General features: G+C 39.9%; 16 protein-coding genes and 1 tRNA gene. 9 read left to right on the top strand and 8 right to left on the bottom strand.

The genetic code is table 11. The annotated features are described in order from the left end of the window. Window positions 1-16: 16 nt before the first annotated feature. Window positions 17-1,273: an ATP-binding protein gene (locus METTI_RS06395; RefSeq protein ID WP_023845005.1), complete on the bottom strand. Its 1,257-nt coding sequence runs from the start codon at window positions 1,271-1,273 to the stop codon at window positions 17-19. Window positions 1,274-1,591: 318 nt separating this feature from the next. After that, window positions 1,592-2,971 (bottom strand): DUF2254 family protein, encoded by a 1,380-nt coding sequence (locus METTI_RS06390; protein ID WP_023845004.1) that lies wholly within the window; start codon window positions 2,969-2,971, stop codon window positions 1,592-1,594. Between the two features lie 98 nt (window positions 2,972-3,069). Between METTI_RS06390 and METTI_RS06385 the strand changes: the two genes are divergently transcribed. Then, window positions 3,070-3,378, top strand: coding sequence for a nucleotidyltransferase family protein (locus METTI_RS06385; protein ID WP_048135233.1), 309 nt, complete (start codon window positions 3,070-3,072; stop codon window positions 3,376-3,378). A 35-nt stretch (window positions 3,379-3,413) separates the two neighbouring features. Here METTI_RS06385 and METTI_RS06380 read toward each other — a convergent pair whose 3' ends face one another. Further along, the gene (locus METTI_RS06380; RefSeq protein WP_023845002.1) at window positions 3,414-3,959 is read right to left on the bottom strand and encodes an RDD family protein; all 546 of its coding nucleotides are present in this window, start codon (window positions 3,957-3,959) and stop codon (window positions 3,414-3,416) included. Between the two features lie 209 nt (window positions 3,960-4,168). On the opposite strand from METTI_RS06380, the gene METTI_RS06375 reads away from it, so the two are divergent. The 4 genes from METTI_RS06375 to METTI_RS06360 all read left to right on the top strand — a co-directional run bounded on the left by METTI_RS06375 (window position 4,169) and on the right by METTI_RS06360 (window position 11,276). Beyond that, a complete protein-coding gene (locus METTI_RS06375; protein ID WP_023845001.1) occupies window positions 4,169-4,840 on the top strand; it encodes a winged helix-turn-helix domain-containing protein/riboflavin kinase in 672 nt (223 codons plus the stop codon). Between the two features lie 67 nt (window positions 4,841-4,907). Then, on the top strand, window positions 4,908-5,642 hold the full coding sequence (gene ribB / locus METTI_RS06370) for a 3,4-dihydroxy-2-butanone-4-phosphate synthase (protein ID WP_023845000.1): 735 nt from the start codon (window positions 4,908-4,910) through the stop codon (window positions 5,640-5,642). Between the two features lie 77 nt (window positions 5,643-5,719). Further along, window positions 5,720-5,797 (top strand) — tRNA-Pro (locus tag METTI_RS06365). A gap of 220 nt (window positions 5,798-6,017) precedes the next feature. After that, complete coding sequence (locus tag METTI_RS06360) at window positions 6,018-11,276, top strand: PGF-pre-PGF domain-containing protein (protein WP_048135230.1); 5,259 nt, start codon at window positions 6,018-6,020, stop codon at window positions 11,274-11,276. Window positions 11,277-11,391: 115 nt separating this feature from the next. Here the strand turns inward: METTI_RS06360 and METTI_RS06355 are convergent, their stop codons facing one another. Next, a complete protein-coding gene (locus METTI_RS06355; protein ID WP_023844998.1) occupies window positions 11,392-11,799 on the bottom strand; it encodes a fasciclin domain-containing protein in 408 nt (135 codons plus the stop codon). 155 nt (window positions 11,800-11,954) lie between these two features. On the opposite strand from METTI_RS06355, the gene METTI_RS06350 reads away from it, so the two are divergent. The 3 genes from METTI_RS06350 to METTI_RS06340 all read left to right on the top strand — a co-directional run bounded on the left by METTI_RS06350 (window position 11,955) and on the right by METTI_RS06340 (window position 14,704). Beyond that, the gene (locus METTI_RS06350; RefSeq protein ID WP_023844997.1) at window positions 11,955-12,863 is read left to right on the top strand and encodes an ABC transporter ATP-binding protein; all 909 of its coding nucleotides are present in this window, start codon (window positions 11,955-11,957) and stop codon (window positions 12,861-12,863) included. Continuing rightward, the gene (locus METTI_RS06345; protein ID WP_023844996.1) at window positions 12,860-13,651 is read left to right on the top strand and encodes an ABC transporter permease; all 792 of its coding nucleotides are present in this window, start codon (window positions 12,860-12,862) and stop codon (window positions 13,649-13,651) included. Before METTI_RS06350 ends, METTI_RS06345 begins: the two co-directional genes overlap by 4 nt. Before the next feature lie 141 nt (window positions 13,652-13,792). Beyond that, a complete protein-coding gene (locus METTI_RS06340) occupies window positions 13,793-14,704 on the top strand; it encodes a DUF5803 family protein (protein ID WP_023844995.1) in 912 nt (303 codons plus the stop codon). A gap of 50 nt (window positions 14,705-14,754) precedes the next feature. On the opposite strand, the gene METTI_RS06335 is transcribed toward METTI_RS06340, so the two are convergent. The 3 genes from METTI_RS06335 to METTI_RS06325 form a co-directional block, all read right to left on the bottom strand. Then, a complete protein-coding gene (locus METTI_RS06335) occupies window positions 14,755-15,504 on the bottom strand; it encodes an MBL fold metallo-hydrolase (RefSeq protein ID WP_023844994.1) in 750 nt (249 codons plus the stop codon). After that, a complete protein-coding gene (locus tag METTI_RS06330; RefSeq protein ID WP_023844993.1) occupies window positions 15,501-16,781 on the bottom strand; it encodes an ATP-binding protein in 1,281 nt (426 codons plus the stop codon). Before METTI_RS06330 ends, METTI_RS06335 begins: the two co-directional genes overlap by 4 nt. Window positions 16,782-16,974: 193 nt before the next feature. Further along, entirely contained in the window at window positions 16,975-17,481 is a 507-nt protein-coding gene (locus METTI_RS06325; RefSeq protein ID WP_023844992.1) for a DUF5817 domain-containing protein, read from the bottom strand. An 81-nt stretch (window positions 17,482-17,562) separates the two neighbouring features. On the opposite strand from METTI_RS06325, the gene rimI reads away from it, so the two are divergent. Then, complete coding sequence (gene rimI, locus METTI_RS06320; protein WP_023844991.1) at window positions 17,563-17,997, top strand: ribosomal protein S18-alanine N-acetyltransferase; 435 nt, start codon at window positions 17,563-17,565, stop codon at window positions 17,995-17,997. Between the two features lie 26 nt (window positions 17,998-18,023). On the opposite strand, the gene METTI_RS06315 is transcribed toward rimI, so the two are convergent. Beyond that, a complete protein-coding gene (locus METTI_RS06315; RefSeq protein WP_023844990.1) occupies window positions 18,024-18,683 on the bottom strand; it encodes an undecaprenyl diphosphate synthase family protein in 660 nt (219 codons plus the stop codon). Between the last annotated feature and the right edge of the window lie 14 nt (window positions 18,684-18,697).

Genomic DNA, 18,697 nt, shown 5'->3' with positions numbered 1-18,697 from the left:
TTTTTTGGAAACAGTTTCATTCAAGCATCCATTTCCAGATAGGCTTTACAGTAATTTTCTTCTCATCAATTTCAATTTTATCTTCCGTGTCATCCGTTAGAATTAGACCTTCACTAAGGTTGTAAGTTTCCAGCGCTTCAAATAACCCTTCAATCTCCCTTTTTCTTGTATCTGGATTTTCAAGGCTCTGTGTAACCTGGATTGCTTCTGCTATATTGTAACCGTTCCGGATGACAAAATCACATTCTTTATTTTCCCTGTGGTAATAGATTTCAAGGTTCCTTCTTTTCAGTTCCATGAACACCATGTTCTCAAGTATTCTTCCATAGTCCTCTGATGTTCTGAAACCCAGTATTTTAGCGATGGCTGTGTCTATGAAGTACACTTTTTTGTTGGAATAAACCTGCGTTTTGAGGGATGTGGAAAATCTAGGTAAAAGATATGCGAGGTAACTGTTCTCAAGGTACTCAAAATATTCTTTGATTGTAGTTGCACTGGAAAGTCCTGTCAGTTTTCTGACATTATTGTAACTTATCTCCTTTGCGATATTGGATGCTGCAAAGTAGACTGTTGTTTTGAGTGCCTTTTCGTCTTTTAGGTTGTATCGTGCTATTATGTCCCTGTAGATTATGTTCTCATAAACTGTTTTGACATAGAGCTCATCCCGGTTCTTCACGAATTCCGGTATTCCTCCGGCTTCGATATACTCATTGAAGTGTCGTTTAAGTGTGCTTTTCTCCACAGTAGTAAGCACTTCAGGGATTGGCAGCTCGTATTTTTTAAAACGGAGGAATTCCCTGAAAGAATACGGATACAATGAATAACTGAGATGTCTGCCTGTTAGGTGTGTCCCCATCTCCCGGCTCAACATGCTTGCATTTGAACCGGTGACATACACCTTTTTTCCATTGTCATGAAGCCTTCTGACAAACCTCTCCCATCCTTGTATGTTCTGTATCTCATCAAAAAAGTAGACGTTCCTTTCACCATACAGCTCGATGAGCAGTTCCTGCATGGTCTGAAAGTCCTCTATTGTAAAATCAAAGAGCCTCTCGTCATCAAAGTTCACAAAATAGCTTTCATTAAGATGATCTTTCCTTATCTCGTTCATGAGAGTTGATTTCCCAACTCTGCGAAGCCCTGCAACTATTGTGATAAGATCTGAATCCCTGCCCTTTATTTCATCCAGTAGTTCCCTTTTAACCAGACCTTCAACTTCTTTGATGTGGTCGTTCTGCTCTTTCAGCAGGATTTTTAGTTTCTCTTTGTCCATGTTTTATACTGGGGGTTCTTTGTTTATATCTATTTGGTCTGGTAGACCAAATAAATGCATTATTATTTGGTTTACTAAACTAAATAGTTTAATGGTGCTGATTTTGATGTAGTGTTGATTAGAAATCTGAAAAAGCGTGGAATAAATTAGAACTGACTAAAAAAAAAGCTTGAGTTTTTTATGAAGACAAATGGGTTTGGCAGGGCAGGTGTTTGTTGATAGTGAAAATATCAAGTGCTATAAAAATGGTTTTGAAATACTGAAGCACTCTGTTCTTCTTTTTATGATAATAAGTAACAAGGGTTCAATTCCGTTTAATTAACAATACCCTTTATTTATATCTAGTAATTCATTTTCTAGATTATTCGCTTTGTTCAAGGCATATTTCTCGATGTCATAAAGCTCTTGTTTATTTGCTTTTTCTGCTAAACTCTCGAGTGCTGTTTTTGATGTGGGTGGTGTGATAAATAACTGATTTTCAATTGCTTCCTTTCCAATGTCAAAAATAGCATCTAGTATAGTGTTTACCATCCCTTTTGCATTTTGTTGTATTGCTTCAAGACCTATTTTTTTAAGAGAAATCACAGTTTCCCATGAAACATTATCAATATTTTGTTTTGCTGCTTCAACTCCCATTTCTCTTAAAAAAGATACCGCCCATGATTCTTCGTTTTTAACTATCATTCTAGTTTCAACATTTCCAAGTGCTTTTGCAGCTCTTTCAGATGCAACTTCAAATCTTTTTTCCGTTGCTTTAGTTCCTATAAATCCAAGCATGTCTACGCTTCTTCTTGAAGCACTTGGATTCTTTTCTGCTGCTTCCTTTCCAACCTGTTCTAAACTTATTATGGTGGAAAATGTTGCATTTTCGTTTTGTCTATCGATTGCGTGCATCCCAAATCTACCTATATGTGATGCTACATGGTCCACAATTTTTGTTCCATCATCACCGTTTAAATTATTTTTATCAGATATGTTGATTAAAGACCCTGATATTCCCTTCAAGCCATTACGTACTGTTTCATAGTCATTTCTCTCAAGAGCACCATTTATAATATCTATTATTGGCTGAACTGGATCAGTTTCATCGATATCGTCATCATTTTGAATATGTTCTAGAACTTTCTCTTTTGTAATCTCCTTCGTCAGCAATGTAATCACAGTAGAAGGCTTCAGCAAATCCAGAGTCTTCAACATATACGGTACTAGACAAACAAAAGCAAAGAACCCCATGAAGTAAGCCACCAAAATGGCGCCCTCCATGTAGTTTCCTAAAATATCAAGTCCAATGATTTTAGTTAATCCGAGTCCGTAGAATATTGTAATTATGTAGATGCAGAGAAGAATCCACATATCGGGGTTCCGTTTGTAGACATCAATGACCCTTGCGGAATAGGATTGGGCTGCGAGCTGTACGGCTACAAGGCTGAGTGTGATAACTAAAGCGATGGTGGCTGCTAAACTCTGGACGAGGGCGCTGAGGAGATAGCGTTCGTTGTCGTAAAATCCTATATTGTGTAGTTCTTCAGCAGTGTATTGTGAAGTGCCAAACAGAGCTAAATCAATATTTAGCACAGCAAAAAAGCATAATATAATCATTAAAATGATAAGAATGGAACTAAAGAGGCAGAAATAGAAAAAGATTCTATTTGACCATGAAGGTCCTTCAAAATTATCTTTAATCCTTTTTGGTTCCATTTAATTAATAAACAGTTTCAATAAATAAAACTGTATTGAAATTAACAGAGAACTTATACATCTTAAAAATAACATATAACTGAAAAACACTTTTCGAGATGAAAATGCCAGCCAAAAAGGATATTGAAACTTACAGGAAAAAGCTCCATGAAATGCTGCCGGAGCTTGAGGAAAACTATAATGTAAGTTACATAGGACTTTTCGGTTCCTATGTACGTGGAGAGCACACTCCGCAAAGTGACCTTGATGTGCTGGTGGAGTTTAGCAAAACCCCAACAATTTTCAGGTTTGTTCATCTTGAGAACTATCTTTCAGATTGCCTTGGAATTAAGGTCGATCTTGTAATGAAAAATGCACTAAAGCCGAATATCGGGAAGTGCATACTGAATGAAGTTGAAGCTGTTTGAGGTGTTAGAACTCAATGTATTTTTCAGTTCATCCTTCATCTGTACACAACCACCGTTCCAACTATCATATCATAGAGTCCCTGTCTCTTTTTGGAGAAGATGATTGTCAGGTATCCAATTCCAAAAAAGGCCGTTGTAATTAATTTACTAATATGTCTCATGAAGGCTTTTGTAAAAGATATCCTATTTCCTTCCAGGTCCGTCACTATAATGCCCATTACATCTTTTCCAAAAGTGGCTTGGCCGGCTGAACTTTCCATCATCGCAAAATAGAACAAAGTAAGAACAATATCAATTGCATAAAACAATACGTCGATCCAGTTAAACAAGTCCTTATATAATTCATAATAAGGAGGAGTTATGTCACATACAATAGGTGCAATAAAAGCAATAATCATGAAACCAATAAGTGTCAATAAAACCTCGTCTATAATAAAAGCCACAGCCCTTCTCCCAAAACCTGCATACAATGATAAATCAGGTTCCAGTGAAGAATCTATTCTTAGTTCATGGTCGCAGTTTTTGCACTCAGTTGCAGAATTTTCATTTTTGTCTTCACATTCAGGACAATAGCTATACATTAAACCACGTCAACCAGATGGCGTGCATCTATTTTAAAATTTTTGATTATAATTTATTTTATTTTGCAACATGTTATAATACTTGACTCTAATTTTGCATTTGCTGAACAAAACAAAAGCTGTCATCATGATTCCAGTATCAAAACCTTTATGTGCTCTTCTCTCATAAATGAGATTCTACTCAAATATGAGATTGACGTGATGAGCCAATGTATACAACAAAGTCCCTTAAGAAACTGGCACTACTCGGTGCAATTGGTAAGCCTCTGAAGATATCTTCAACAGAGTTTATGCACCACATATCCGCCAGTTCCAAGACAGCTGCAAGGGTCCTCAAGCAGCTTGAGGACGATGGTTACATCTCAAGACAACTCGTAGCAGGTGGTCAGTTGGTTCACCTCACAGAAACAGGTGTCCTCCTTCTCAAAAACGAGTATGCAGACTATCAGCAGATATTCTGTAAGGACTATGCTGACCTTCAACTCTACGGCGAGGTCATAACGGGTCTTGGAGAAGGCCAGTACTACATTGCAAAAGACGGTTACATGTCCCAGTTCAGGGACAAACTGGATTTCAAGCCATTCCCGGGAACACTAAATGTGCGTCTCAATGATGAGAGTGCTCAGATACGTGACAATATGGACTTCATGGAACCACTAATAATCCAGGGTTTCAATGATGGGGAACGCAGCTTTGGTGGTGGAAAATGCTATCCTATTGAGATAGAGGGAATCAAAAGTGCCATCATCATACCGGACAGGACACACTATCCGGCGGATCTCCTTGAGATAATCGCACCATTAAAGCTTCGTGAAGCTCTAAAGTTGAATGATGGTGACGAAGTAAAAATAGTGGTTAAAAACCCGCAAAAATGTAAGTGATGTCAAAAAGTCAGGAAGAGGCTTATTGAAAAGAGAATTGCAAGGAAGAAATGGAGAAGTGATAATCATGGTTTCAAATACTGATTCAATTGAAAATTACAGTACGAATATACAGAAAGCAATCAAGGCTCTCCAGAGAGGTGAGATGATCCTTCTTTTCGATCTTGAAGGCCGTGAGGCTGAAACCGACTTTACCATTGCTGCAAATGCCGTTACACCTGAATATGTCAGGTGGATGCGAAAAGATGCAGGCGGACTCATCTGTGTTGCTCTTGACTCCGAAGCATCAGAAGAACTTGGTCTTCCATTCATGGCAGATATTGTAAGAGAAGCCAACCAGTGCAGCACAGCACTTCACAAGATTGTGGAAAAAGGTGGAGACTTAAAATACGATTCACGTTCATCGTTTTCCATCTGGGTTAATCACCGGGATACCCGAACCGGAATTCCTGACAATGACAGGGCACTGACAATCAACAAACTTGGTGAAATCGTTGAAAAGACACTCAATGGTGAAGAAATTCATTTCGGCAGCGAATTCAGAACTCCTGGTCACGTTGCAACCCTGCGTGCCGCAAAGGGACTTGTCCATGAACGCATGGGCCAGACAGAACTCTCCATTGCCCTTGCAAAAATTGCCGGAATAACTCCTGCGATGGTCGTCTGTGAAATGCTGGACGATGAAACCGGAAGAGCTCTTGAAAAAGGAGACGCAAAGCAGTATGGTAAGGACAACGACCTTGTCTTTGTTGAAGGTGAGGAAGTTGTTGAGGCTTATGATATCTGGCTGAAGTCTCAATAAATCTTTTTTTGAATATTCAAAGCTTTCGTTCTCGGAAACACTAAAATACTGTAATGTATATGTAATTACAATCCTGCGGGATCGTAGGGTAGCCTGGTCCATCCTGTTAGGCTGGGGGTCTAGCGACTGGAGTTCAAATCTCCGCGATCCCACCATTTTCCAGTTTAATTTATGTGGTATTAAGTGTGGTGTTATTATTCTGTTACTTTTCACTTATTTGTTCAACAATAGCCAACATACATATAATATAGGCATTATACTATTTATGAAATATTTTGTGCTAGTCTCTGCAAGTACTTTGAAACGAGCTTTATGTGCTGCTCTCTGATATTTGTTGCAGGTACATTTTATTGCCACTTATAAAAAAATAAATCTATGGAGAGGATAGATTTGATAAAGGAAGAAACGAAACGAAAAAAATTAATTTTACAATTAGGACTTGTTCTCATACTTGTCTTACTTACAGTCATCTCTGCAAGCGCTGCCATAACGCCTGCTGGAAACGGGGTGGTGACAATTTATGGTGATAACACAACGGAGCACAATGTTCCCACATATTTGAATTTCACGGCAACGGAAGATGCAGGTGATATCACTTCATTAAACATTACATGTCCTGGTGATATACTTCTTAGTAATGGAAGTGTCACTCTCACAGGTTTTGAGAATGTTTCTGCCAGTAATATAACAATTAATTCAAATGTAGTAACTATTTCTAATGGATCCAGTATTATTGTTCCCCAGGGTACAGAATTTTCTATTAATTTCTCTGACAGCGACGTACTTTTTGGTGTAAATTTAGACAATGTTACTTACACATTTAATGTTAATACAAGTGTAACAACTACAAATGTACCAATCTACCTGACAGTAGATGGTGAACCTTCTGTTGTTCCGGTAAATTATACTCAATCTTCTACTACGTGGACAAAGAACGGAACAACCTTGATGTTCAATGCAAGTATTACAGATGATGTGTCAGGAGTACAGAATGCTACAGTGGATATCACATCCATTAATGCAAGTGCTGGTATAATTGATCTTTACAACACATTCTCAGATTACTGGACTAATAATTCATTCATGGTGAATGCAGTTGATGGTGAATATAATTTGCCTGTAACTTCTTATGACAATGCTTCTCTTGTGAACAATAGTGTGAATTTTACCGTATGGGTCGATAACACAGAACCAACTATCACACTAAACACCTATGGAGACACAGCAACCTGGGTAAGCAACGGAACTACAATTAGTCTGAATGCGACGGTTGATGATGGCTCAGGTTCAGGCGTCATGTCCGTATCAGTAGGAGGAGGAGCAATAAATAATTCTCTTGGGCCTGTTTCAATGACATATGACGGTACATATTGGATCAATAACACTATAATAGTGGCATCAAGTTCCCAGGGAGCTGTATATGTTCCAATAACCGCAACAGATAACGTTAGCAATGTAAACAGTACTGTGAATTTCACCGTATGGGTGGACAACATCGAACCAAATGTTATTGCAATATCACCTGTTTCAACAGATTCATGGGTGAACAACGGTTCGGTTCTATACTTGAATGTGAGTGCTTCCGATCCTGGAAATTCCAATGCAAGTAATATAAGCAGTGTAACAGTCGATGTCTCATCAGTCAATTCAAGCACAACAGCAACCCTTAGCAATGTTGGTGGAACAGATTACTGGATCAATAATTCACTTCTGGTATTCTCATCTGCAGAAGGAAGCATAGACTTGCAGATAGGGGCATCTGACAATGCAAGCAATGTCAACAACAGTGTCAACCTTACACTAAAGGTGGATAACACAAATCCGGTAGTAAGTAATGAATCTGTTGCATATACTTCAGGATTTAATGCTGTGAACAGTAGTGGAACTGTACTATTGAACTTCACAGCAACCGATGCAACTTCAGGTTTGAATACTTCTGCTGTAATGATCAATGTTTCCAACCTTAACAACTCCCTTACCTGGGAAACAATGAGTTCTGCAGGTGGCAACAACTTTACATTATCTGTAATAGTTGACAATTCAAGTACCGGTACTGCAGTTGTTCCTATCAGTGTTGCTGACAACGCAACAAATACGAACACAAGCCAGTCAATCTCTGTTGTTCTGGATAATTCCGGTCCGGCAGTAACAGGTATAACACCAGACGGTTCCCAGTGGCTAACAAACGGTTCAACCATTGATATCAATGTCTCAAGTACAGATATCGGTGATGCAGGAGTGCAGAATCTGATGGTTGATGTTTCATCTGCAAATGCAACCGGAACTGCCAACCTGGCAAACTTAGCAGGTGATTACTGGACAAATTCCTCACTTACGGTTTTGACATCAAATGAAGGAATTATTAACCTTACAGTAAGTGCTTATGACAACCTGAGCAATCTGAATAATAGTGTCAACCTGACAATTAAGGTGGATAATTCTGCACCTGTCTTTACAACCAATGAATCTGTCTATCCGGGTGGAATGAATGCCATCAACAATGGTGGAATTGTAACTCTTAATGTTACAGTAACAGATGCTTATTCTGGTGTGAATGCATCTACTGTAATGGTTAATGCTTCCGGTATTAACAGTTCTCTTGACTGGGTAACAATGAATCCTGCAAACGGAGATAATTATACGTTGGATGTTATCGTCAATACTTCATCATCCGGAACGGTTGTTTTACCGGTAAGGGCAGCTGATAATCTAAGCATGTGGAACACTTCAGCTTCAATTTCTGTTGAGATTGATGTTGCAGAACCAACTGTCACTCCGGTTTCACCAGTTAGTTCCATGTGGTTTAAGGATGGAGATGTTCTTGATCTGAATGTAACTATAATAGATACAGGAACAGGAGTTAAGAACGCAACAGTTGCTTTGAATAATGTAAATTCAACAATCACAACAGCAATTCTTGAACATGCAGGAAGCAATTACTGGGTCAACAATTCACTAATAGTTGATTCTTCTTCAGAGGGCACCATAAATCTTTCAGTGGTAACCTATGACAATGCAACAAATGTCAATAATTCTGTGAATATGACCATCAATGTGGATAACACAATTCCGACAGTAAGCAATGAATTGGCTGCATATCCTTCCGGACTCAATGTTGTAAAAAGCGGTGGAACAGTACTACTTAACTTCACTGCAACCGACGCAACTTCAGGCCTGAATGCTTCTGCTGTAATGATCAACGTTTCCAACCTTAACAGTTCACTTACCTGGGAAACAATGAGCTCTGCAGGCGCCGATAACTTCACATTATCCGTGATTGTCGACAATTCAAGCACAGGTACTGCAGTTGTTCCTGTCAGTGTTGCTGACAACTCAACAAATATGAACACCAGTCAGTCAATCTCTGTAGTTCTGGATAATTCAGAACCTCTTGTAACAGGAATTACACCTGATGGTTCACAGTGGGTTACAAACAGTTCAAGCATTGATCTTAACGTATCCAGCACCGATGTCGGATCTGCAGGTATGAGCAGTGTGACAGTAGATACTTCAGATGTATCAGCTGCAAGTACTGCTGTTCTGGCAAACTCTGCAGGGAACTACTGGACAAATTCCTCACTTACGGTTTTGACATCAAATGAAGGAACTATTAATCTTACAGTCAGTTCTTACGACAACATTAGCAATGTCAATAACAGTGTCAACCTGACATTGAAAGTTGATAATTCAGCTCCTGTATTCACTAATGTTGAAGCTGTTTATCTGGCTGGCATGACCGGAGTCAGGAATGGAGGAATTGTAACTCTCAATGCAACTGTTACGGATGCCTACTCAGGTTTGAATGCATCTACAGTAATGGTTAATGCTTCCAATATCAACAGTTCTCTTGACTGGGTAACAATGACTTCAGCAGGTGGGGATGACTTTACACTGACAGTGCTTGTCAATACTTCTTCATCAGGAACATTAAGCCTGCCAGTGAAAGCAGCTGATAACATGAGTCTGTGGAACACTTCAGCTTCCATTTCTGTTGAAGTAGATGGTACTGATCCTGCTGTAACAGCAATTTCACCAACAGGTTCCCAGTGGTTCAAGGATGGTGACACTCTTGACCTGAACACTACAATTGTTGATTCAGGAACCGGAGTTAAGAATGCTACAGTCACTTTGAATGGTGTCAATGCTTCTACCTTCGCAATCCTGGAGTATGCAGGAAGCAATTACTGGATCAATAACTCACTGATAGTTGATTCTTCTTCAGAAGGAACAATTAACCTTACAGTTGTAGCTTATGACAACGTAAGCAATTTTGACAATTCAGTGAATCTCAGTATCAAGGTGGATAATACCGAACCGCTTGTTCTTGATGCCCAGACTGAGTATGCAACTGGTTACACAGCAGTTAACAATGGTTCTACTATTACACTCAATGCAACAATCTCTGATGCACTTTCAGGTGTTTCAAGTGTGATGTCCATTGATAATGTAAGCAGTATAAGTACATCTGATAATGTGACACTGACTCAGGTTTCATCAACAGATTACTGGAAGTACAGCAATCTTGAGATTGCCGGAGCTGAAGGAACATATCTGCTTAATGTCACAGCAAGTGATGAGGCAGGTAATGTCAACAGCAGTTCATCAGCAACCTTTGAGGTTATCATTGACAATACTGATCCTGTTATCTATAACCTGACACTGAGCACAGAAAGTCCGGGTTCTTATGGTGAGAGCATTAATGTCAGTGTGAACGTATCTGATGCCGGAAGCGGTATAAAGAGCGTCACAGCAGCAGGAACTGCACTTACGGATCAGGGCAGCAACATATGGAACGGAACAATCTCTGCAGGATATGGTGCAAATACTGTTACAGTGGTTGCAACAGATAATGCAAGCAATGCAGTAACCAATACAAGTCTTTCATACACTGGTCCAACTGCTCCAAGTTCCAGCTCAAGTTCCAGTAGTAGCTCTGATGGTATGTCCTCAACAACACGTGAGGCTTTCCTCGCATCAAGGAACACTTACGAAGGAGCAAAGATTGTAACTCAGGACTCTTCCGGAAAGGTTCTTTCTGATCCTGTTAAGGTTGTTTCTGTACAACTTACAAGGACTGAAGTTACAGGTGTGGAAGTTGAATCTGAAGTCGATATTGAAAAGATATCTGTTTCAGTCCAGAAACTTGATTCCAAGCCGGACAATATTCCAGGTTCTGCACCGGGTAATGTCCATAGCTATCTTAACATCGAAGTAAGCGAACTTGATTCGGAAAACATTGCCGGAGCCAGCATTACTTTCAAGGTAGAGAAATCATGGCTTGAGGAGAATGGAATCTCAACAGATGATGTTGTACTTTCACATTACACCGGAAGTGCATGGGATCAGCTTGAGACCTCTGTTTCAAGTGATGACGGAGAGTATGTGTATTATGTTGCTAAGACACCAGGTTTCTCCACATTTGCAATAAGCACCCGCTCTGATTCTGAAGCTGAATTTGTTTCTTCAGGAGATTCAACAGGGTCAGATGCGGATTCCGGAGAGATGGAAAGCGAGGCTGCAGATGAAATGCCTGATACAGAAGAGGATAAAGGAACTCCAGGATTTGGAATTCTCCTTGGAATAATGGGTGTCTCAATGGTAGCAGCATTAATACGCCAGAAGAACAGGAATTAATGAAAGAATGAAGGTTTAAAACCTTCATTTTCTATTTTTTAAATAAAAGATTCCATCTAAATTTTACCAATATTTACAGCAGAAATTACTATTTTTGAATTATCGTTCTCTGGGATTACGGAATCAGAATCTCATCAATTGCATGAATAATTCCATTGCTGCATTCAATATCAGCTTCTATGATATTTGCAACATCTACTTTAATTCCGTTATTATTTGTAATCTTCAGCTTGTTTCCACTGATTGTTTCAAGCTCAGTAAGCCCTTCAAGGTCTTTTGTGGTGTATTTTCCTTCAACGATGTGGTAGTTGATAATTCCCAGAAGGTAACCGTGGTCATCAAAAGATTCGTCAATGACATCATCGGGGATTGGTTCAAAAGCTGATTCAACTGGTGCAAAGATGGTGAAAGGACCTTCATTGCTGTATTTGCTGACGAGCTTGAGTTTCTCTGCTGCTTTCATGAGAGTTGGAAAAGAACCCTTTTCTTTTGCTGTTGCTATCAGGTTTTTCAGTTCGGTCATTGTAATCCTCCGATTTCTTTTGTTATTCTACATGTATTATGTCTTTTATCGTTAAATACTGTTTGCACACAACCTACAAAACCCAAACAATCCTTAACTTCTCCAGTCGAAATTATTAATACAGAACCTCGCCAACTTCCATAAAGGTGGTTTAGATAGCTCCGATAATTGAAGCCAGGGAACTGAAGAAGTCTTTCAAGGACTTTGTAGCTGTTGACGGCATTAGTTTTAGCATTGAAGAAGGCGAAATGTTTGGATTCCTCGGGCCCAACGGAGCAGGGAAAACAACCACAATGCGAATGATACAGTGTGTATCACCAGTAACCGGAGGCACACTTGAAGTTCTGAACATGGATGTTTCCAGCCAGCAGCGTGAAATTAAATCAGTAATGGGAGTTGTTCCTCAGGAAAACAATCTCGACGAGGATTTCACAGTCTATGAGAATTTGCTTGTCTATTCCAGATATTTTGATATTCCAAAAGATGAAGCTGAAAAGCGAGTTGAGGAACTTCTTGATTTTGTCCATCTTCAGGAAAAACGTGATGTAATGACAGAAAGCCTGTCAGGCGGAATGAAACGTAGGCTTGTACTTGCAAGAGCGCTGATAAACCGTCCGGATGTCCTGATTCTTGATGAACCTACAGTTGGTCTTGACCCACAGGCACGTCATTTGATATGGGAAAAACTTAGAAGTCTTAAAAAACAGGGAGTAACCATCGTTCTTACATCACATTATCTTGATGAGGTCGAAAAACTCTGTGACAGGCTTGTGGTAATGGATAATGGAAAAATACTGGTGGAAGGCAGTCCGACTGGAGTTATTGAGGAGTTTATAGGTTCAGATATTATCGAAGCTGAGAACAATCCTGAAATACTGGAATGTTTGCAACAAAAGGAAGCAAAATATGAGGTAATTGGTGATATTGTTCACATCTATGCAGATAATGCAAGGGAGATTTCGGAGTATCTGGTCATGGAATGTTCTCTCTCAAAAATAAGTGCAAGGCCGGCAACACTTGAAGATGTATTCCTCAAACTCACTGGCAGGAGTCTGAGAGAATGAACCCGGTAGATTATTTCAGGATTCCCTCTGTGAGTTCAAGGTCACTTAAGGTCTGGCAGAGGAACAAGGACGTTTTCATGAAGGACATCAAACTGAACTTCCTGCCTCCGTTCCTTGAACCTATATTGTATCTGTTTGCTCTTGGTTTTGGACTCGGGAAATTCGTGGAGAGCATTGACGGAGTTCCTTATGCACAATTCATTGCCCCTGCACTTATTGCAGTTTCAGTAATGTACGCCTCATTTTTCGAGTGCAGTTACAGTTCTTACGTCAGGATGTACTATCAGAAAACATTCGATGCCATAATTGCAACCCCGCTTACAATAGAGGATGTGATTGCAGGGGAGCTGCTCTGGGGAGCTACCAGAAGCATGATAAATGCCACAGTAATGATTCCTGTGATTGCTGCGTTTGGTTTAATAGACCTGAAGTACTCTTTGCTGATAATTCCCTTTGCGTTTTTCGGAGGTTTACTTTTTGCAGCAATAGGTATGTGTTTTACAGCCATTACGCCAAATATCATGTCTATAAACTATCCGGTGCTGTTATTCATCACACCGATGTTCCTTTTCAGTGGAACCTTCTTCCCGCTCAGTGCACTTCCCGTTCCGCTTCAGTATTTTGCAACAGCCTTCCTTCCGCTAACTCATATTGTGAATGTCATAAGGACTCTTTCATATGGAATGCTGAGTTCATCCCTGATATTTGATGTTGCATGGGTTTTGTTTGTGGGTATGGCTCTGCTGGTACTTTCAATAAATCTCATGAGAAGAAGACTGATAGTCTGATTGTATCACCAGGTTAAATTTTCAGATTGAATCGTTAATTGGACAAAGTTAATGAAAGCTCCATGCAACAGCATATAAAAGATAAAGCTATCAATATATGTAGCGATAGTTTCATAAAATAAATCATCAATTGGTGTAGCAATGAAAAAATATTTTTTCCTGGCATTGTTCCTTTTAAGTATCATGCTTTTCACATCAGGCTGTGTGGATGACCTTGTGCCTGTAGATGATACTACTGCGGAAATATCTGCTTATGAGTTTGAAGTTTTCCTCAACAACAGTTATGATAACGGCACTTTTATTCCAACTCATTCATTTTATCTTTCAAAGAACGGCTCTGCAAAGGTTGTTTCAATACTTGAAAATGAATCTGTCATACAGATAATTCCACTGGAAGACCTCAGTAACCAGAACAGTGAAACCGTAAGTAATATAGTTGTACTTGGGGACGTTTCCAATAATACCAATGCTACACCGGAAAACTTTGAGTATTTCGCTTCCATGAGTTCAGCTGCTGATATTAATTATACAATATCAGACGATGTAATCCGGGGGCAGAAATATGTGTTCATTAATTTTGAAGAACCGGTTACCGGATTTGTAGCTTACACAATGACTACAGCGCTTGGCCAGGATTTTATCTATGTAACAACACCTCCGTCAGTTGTCCGTTATGTTCTTCCCGAAGGTTACACAACCGGCAATTCCCTGATTGGAAAAGTAAAACCTGAACCAAATCAGGTTTACTATGATTCAGATGGAAGGGAAAATCTGGTCTGGACAAATGAAGTTACAACAACCGGCTTCCTGAGTATGCTGGGGAGTTATTCATCAGGGGATGAATCCATTGAGCCGATTCCAGAACTCATTAGTGTAAAATACTATACCGAAGATGCTCCAAGGGATCTGACAATAGCTGCCGGAGTACTGGGGCTTGTTGCTTTGTCAGTATTTTTGAGATTCAGGAATGAAAGGAAAAAGCTGGAAAAAATACGCAACGAATTTGAAAGCCAGTTGTCAAATCCAAAAAAGAAAGGTAATGATAAGAATTGAGGAAACCTGAAGTTTTATTCTCACTTCAGTTTTTTTCAAAACCTTAATGGTTATTTTTCAGCAAAGTCAAAGACCATCCCATCATATCCGAGTGGATACTCCTTGACAGATTCTTCGTGTGGTGCAAAAAAGTGGCTCAGGTGAGTGAATACTACATCCTTTGCTTTGATCTCGTTTGCAAGGTCAAAAGCTTCTACTGTGTTCATGTGCTTTTTGACTTCGACCGTCGGAGGCACAATTGCATCTGCAATAAGAAGATCAGGTTCCATAATAAGATCGATACTTCTTTGAGGGATCTCTCTCTGTGTGTCCCCTGTAATGACAACCTTCGTGTCTCCTTGCCGGATCATCACTCCAATGGATTTCTTTACCGGGGGATGTATCACTTCAAAAAGTGTGAATTCAAGTCCTATCAGATTGAAAGGTTCGTACATTTCCTTCTCATGCTTTTTTGGATGAAGGAATTGAAGATAACCTAAAATGTATTCCAGTGTTTCAGGCAGTCCGTAGACATCGACATTATACTGCACCCTGTGAAACTCGGCAAAACCTGCAAAATGGTCGTAGTGGCCGTGTGTCCAGATTACTCCGTCTATGTGTCTTGTTCCTGCTTTGAGTAACTGGTACCTGAGATCAGGTCCGCTGTCAATAAGTACGGTTCCCTCAGAAGATTCCACAAGGACTGCAAACCTGGTTCTCTGGCTTTTGCCACCTTTCAGTGCATCCTGACATGTAGGACAATTGCAGCCAATAACCGGGGTCCCGGTAGCATCACCGGTTCCCAGAAGTGTTATTTTCATGAATTATATTCTTCGTATTCGTTTGTTTTGATGACCGCTCTCTCATCAAATGCAGCAACTGCATTGAGCATGTCCTTTTGTGTGAGTTCCATCCTCTCGGTCACAAGTGCACTGAGAACTCCTTCACGGATAACCATTCTCAGATCTGAACCGCTGTATCCGTGTGTGAGTGCTGCAATTTCAGCGGTATCAAAGTCACCTTTGATTTCCTTTGTGACAATGTCAAGGATTCTCTTGCGCATGTCCACATCAGGCAGCGGGAACTTCATAATTTCATCAAAACGTCTCCATGCTGCAGAGTCAAGCATCTTCGGGTGGTTGGTTGCTGCAAGGAGAAGTACTCCGTCTGTTGTAAGGCTGATGTTATCAATGGCCTTGAGAAGTGTGTTTACAGCTCTTTTGAGTGCTGCATGCTCATCGGAAGAACGTGTCTTTGCAACGAAGTCAAATTCATCAATAAATAGAATACATGGACTCAATCTCTTTGCCAGATTGAATACTCTGTCGATGTTCTTTGCCGTTTCTCCAAGGTACTGATCGGTTATCATTGAGAGCCTTACTTCAACAAAAGGAATCGCAAGGTGTTCAGACATTGCCTTGGCAAGTGATGTCTTTCCAGTTCCCGGTGGGCCGACCATTAGTATCTTTCCCACATCATAGAGCCCGATATGTTTCAGGTAATCACGATACTGGATAGCCTTAACGATTTTCTTAGTTTCCTCTTCCTGCTCGTGGGTGAGAACAAAATCCCTCATTGTCTGTTGGATATCTTCTGGCGCACTTATTTGTGCCAGCTTGAGCATGTCGGAGCCGCCTTCTTCCTTCTCTATCTCGGCTATCAGGGATTCAATCCATTCCCTGTCGACCTCTTTTGGTCTGACCTTTGATTTGGCGGTATCGTAATCTGCTCCTTCAGTCTTCTTTTCCTCGTAGTAGAATGCGATTGCAGGGTTGTGTGAAATTCTCTCCCTTTCTTCATCCTTTTTCTGGAACCATTCAGCACCGATGTCAAGTGCTGTAATCCTTGCGGAGAATTCCTTGTCATCAATGCTGACAAAAGGAAGTGATTTCAATTTGCTGTCAATGCTATCTTCACCGAATATCTTTTCGATATCTTTGACTGTTACCCTGATGGGTTTTGGAACTGTTCTATGGTCTCTGCTCCAGTAAAACTTGCGTATCTCCTTGGGCAGATCACTGGCATCCATCTGTGAATACTTATTGTATATTTGCGCTGTCAGAAGCAGTTCTACAATATCAAGGGTTGTATCGGACATAATAATACCTTATGAAGTAATTTTTAAAGAAATTTCAGTATTTGGTAATCGTTGAGACATTCTATATTATACATCTTTTTAGATATATTTTTTGTATTATCTCCCGGAATATATTTGAATAAATTATAATCATAATTATTTTGGTTTTTCAAAATGATAATTAAAATGGTTAATTTTGAATTTCAAAAACAGGTCATACTATTCTTATAATATCTTTTGATGGTGAATAAAGTTCCCCTGCCATCAGCAGTTTTTTGATAATATCATTAAACTGCTCTTCACTAACATCCATTTTCAGGGCTTTCTCTTTCAGATCATTCTGATTCATCTGATTGTTATTTTCCACAAGTATGCCGATTATCAGTTCATCTGCTTTTTTCTTTTTTGGTATTTTCCTGTTATCTATAAGGCAGGCAGCTTTTTCATCAATTTCATTTCCAAATGTCTGGTGTTTGCGGAAATATTCTTCTGCTAAAGCATCCAGGGATTTTCCCAGAGTCCCGGTTCCGGATAGCTGTGCCTGTATCTGTGTTCTGACTGAGATAGTCTCTTCAAGTTCATCTGATGTGAAAAAAACACGCAGTTTTCTGGTGTTCAGACTGGCATTGCATCTCTGGCAGCGTGTTGTCTTGCTGCTGCCAACTTCTATTATCTGTACATGCTCCCTGCATTTAGTGCAGATGATTACTCCGTAAGTCATCGGCAACTTTTTAGTATGTATTCTATAAATAGTAGCGCTCACAGAAAGGAAAACTAATCCTTACATCCAGGTGTGCATACAGTGAAAGATGTTGTCATTAGAAGGGCAGAGTTATCCGATATTCCGCGTATTGTTGAGATAGAGGATTGTTCTTTTGAGGTTCCGTGGCCCGATTTTCTTTTCAAGGCACATCTTAGCAATCCTGGTTTTCTGGTATATGAAAAGGAGCAGATACTTGGTTATGTAATAATTGGAACTTCAGAGGACAGAACCCGGTCACATCTTCAGAGTATAGCCGTCCATAAGGACTGCCGAAGACAGGGAATTGCCTCCAAACTGCTTAATTGGTGCATTGACCTTGCAAAGCTCTATGGTTTTGAAAGGATGACACTTGAGGTCAGGGAGAAAAACATCGATGCCCAGTTGTTTTACTCTGAGAACGGTTTTAAGGTTGAGGGCAGGATAGACGGCTACTATGTTGATGATAATGCCATTGTAATGTGCAGAGATATCTGATTAGTTTGTTTTTTGTTTTTTTAAATCTATTTTCCAAAACGTCTCTGACGCTTCTGGAAATCCCTGATTATTCTGATGATATCAAGTTTCCTGATGCTGCGCCAGTCCACATCGGTAAAATAATATTCAGAATAAATGGATTGCCAGATAAGAAAATCAGAAAGGTGTTTTCCACCTGAGCGAATGAAAAGGTCAGGTTCGTGTTTGACTGTAAGTCGGGATTCAATGTCCTTTTCACTTATCTCGGATGCTTTAATCTTTCCTTCCTTTACTTTTTCGAGTATATCCCTTACAGCTTTTGTAACTTCTTTGCGACCTCCAAATCCAACTGATATGTAGATTTGAAAGTCTTTTCCTTTTCTTTCGGATTGAAGTTCTCCGTTCTCTCCGAATATCTGGTATCCGATAGTTCCGGGTGCTTTTGTGAGATATTCAGTGAGCTTTGATGTGAGTTTCTCTATTATCTGGGACTTGAGTGTCTCTTCAGTGTCAAGAACTTCAATGTAGATGCTTGTCATTTTGATGCCTGTCTGTCTGCACCAGGTGACATAATCCTTGAGTTTCCTGAAACCATCAGCATAGAGCAGATCAGTCTCGGAGATTACCAGAGACACGTGTTCCGGTATGGGATACTTGCTGATCTGCTGCATCAGGTGTTTTTCGTAGAGAGATGTTACAAAGCTCATTGTGGGTCTGAAGC

Origin of the sequence: Methanolobus tindarius DSM 2278 (genome assembly GCF_000504205.1) — an archaeon.
GTDB lineage: Archaea > Halobacteriota > Methanosarcinia > Methanosarcinales > Methanosarcinaceae > Methanolobus > Methanolobus tindarius.
Note: the sequence above shows the minus strand (reverse complement) of the source record. Positions and strands in the feature narration are given on the sequence as shown.

What these genes read in the sequence shown, in the direction of transcription:
- METTI_RS06395 (WP_023845005.1), bottom strand. Translation starts at nt 1,273, where the DNA reads ATGGACAAAGAGAAACTAAAAATCCTGCTGAAAGAGCAGAACGACCAC.
- METTI_RS06390 (WP_023845004.1), bottom strand. Translation starts at nt 2,971, where the DNA reads ATGGAACCAAAAAGGATTAAAGATAATTTTGAAGGACCTTCATGGTCA.
- METTI_RS06375 (WP_023845001.1), top strand. Translation starts at nt 4,169, where the DNA reads ATGTATACAACAAAGTCCCTTAAGAAACTGGCACTACTCGGTGCAATT.
- METTI_RS06340 (WP_023844995.1), top strand. Translation starts at nt 13,793, where the DNA reads ATGAAAAAATATTTTTTCCTGGCATTGTTCCTTTTAAGTATCATGCTT.
- METTI_RS06345 (WP_023844996.1), top strand. Translation starts at nt 12,860, where the DNA reads ATGAACCCGGTAGATTATTTCAGGATTCCCTCTGTGAGTTCAAGGTCA.
- METTI_RS06355 (WP_023844998.1), bottom strand. Translation starts at nt 11,799, where the DNA reads ATGACCGAACTGAAAAACCTGATAGCAACAGCAAAAGAAAAGGGTTCT.
- METTI_RS06385 (WP_048135233.1), top strand. Translation starts at nt 3,070, where the DNA reads ATGAAAATGCCAGCCAAAAAGGATATTGAAACTTACAGGAAAAAGCTC.
- ribB (WP_023845000.1), top strand. Translation starts at nt 4,908, where the DNA reads ATGGTTTCAAATACTGATTCAATTGAAAATTACAGTACGAATATACAG.
- METTI_RS06315 (WP_023844990.1), bottom strand. Translation starts at nt 18,683, where the DNA reads ATGAGCTTTGTAACATCTCTCTACGAAAAACACCTGATGCAGCAGATC.
- METTI_RS06335 (WP_023844994.1), bottom strand. Translation starts at nt 15,504, where the DNA reads ATGAAAATAACACTTCTGGGAACCGGTGATGCTACCGGGACCCCGGTT.
- METTI_RS06330 (WP_023844993.1), bottom strand. Translation starts at nt 16,781, where the DNA reads ATGTCCGATACAACCCTTGATATTGTAGAACTGCTTCTGACAGCGCAA.
- METTI_RS06380 (WP_023845002.1), bottom strand. Translation starts at nt 3,959, where the DNA reads ATGTATAGCTATTGTCCTGAATGTGAAGACAAAAATGAAAATTCTGCA.
- METTI_RS06360 (WP_048135230.1), top strand. Translation starts at nt 6,018, where the DNA reads ATGGAGAGGATAGATTTGATAAAGGAAGAAACGAAACGAAAAAAATTA.
- METTI_RS06325 (WP_023844992.1), bottom strand. Translation starts at nt 17,481, where the DNA reads ATGACTTACGGAGTAATCATCTGCACTAAATGCAGGGAGCATGTACAG.